The organism is Candidatus Nanopusillus massiliensis (assembly GCF_920984865.1).
The window spans coordinates 3907-4681 of record NZ_OV100765.1 but is presented as its reverse complement, the minus strand read 5'-3'; the positions used below and the strand labels follow the sequence as shown (position 1 = coordinate 4681).

The following is a 775-nucleotide window of genomic DNA, read 5'->3' as shown; positions in this document are numbered from 1 at the left end:
TGGAATATAAAATATTATNNNATCATCTAAAGCTTCCAAATAAATATTATTTTATCTTCTTCTATAATCCATATTTAATAAATCTTCTAAAAATCTTTGAATTCCAGATTTTAATCTATATTTTTTAATTAGAACAATCATTATTTCCTCTCCAAATGTATATATTTCATATTCTAATTCATTTGTTAGAAAATCTCTTACCTCAACAACTGGTCTTGATAAATCTTCTTCTTTTAAACCATGTGGAATTTTAACAGTTAAATTTAGATAATATTCTTTCTCAACCTGTCCTCTATTTATATATATTATTGTATCAATTATTTGAGGAATTAAACCAACTTCTGTCCTTGATAATAAGTCTTAAAAATACCTTATTGGTCTTTCAGCATGAGCAACACCTATCATTCCAATTCCTGCCAATCTTAAATCTATATATAATTTAAAGTCTCTAGTATCTCTCATTTCATCAAATATTACGTAATCAGGTCTTGATAATAATAATATGTTTTGTATTTCTTCATCAGTAGAATAATTTTTTGAATATTGAACAATATCTGGAGACAATATCAAATCTCTTGGAGATTCTATGGTTTTAACAATCTTTTTCATACTTAAATAATATTCTGCAAGAGCCTGAGCAAAAGTTGTCTTTCCAGAGCCTGGTTTTCCAACAATTATAATTCCTTCAGATTTTTCTTTTAGTCTTTCAATTATTTTTTCATTTAAATTATAATCTTCTATTCTTAATATTTTTGATGGCTTTACAATTGTTATT

At 24.7% G+C, this 775-nt stretch carries 1 pseudogene; it reads right to left on the bottom strand.

Annotated features, from left to right (window positions below):
• Positions 1-360: 360 nt before the first annotated feature.
• Positions 361-775 (bottom strand): annotated as a pseudogene (locus LUA84_RS00030) (ATPase, T2SS/T4P/T4SS family); the annotation flags it as partial.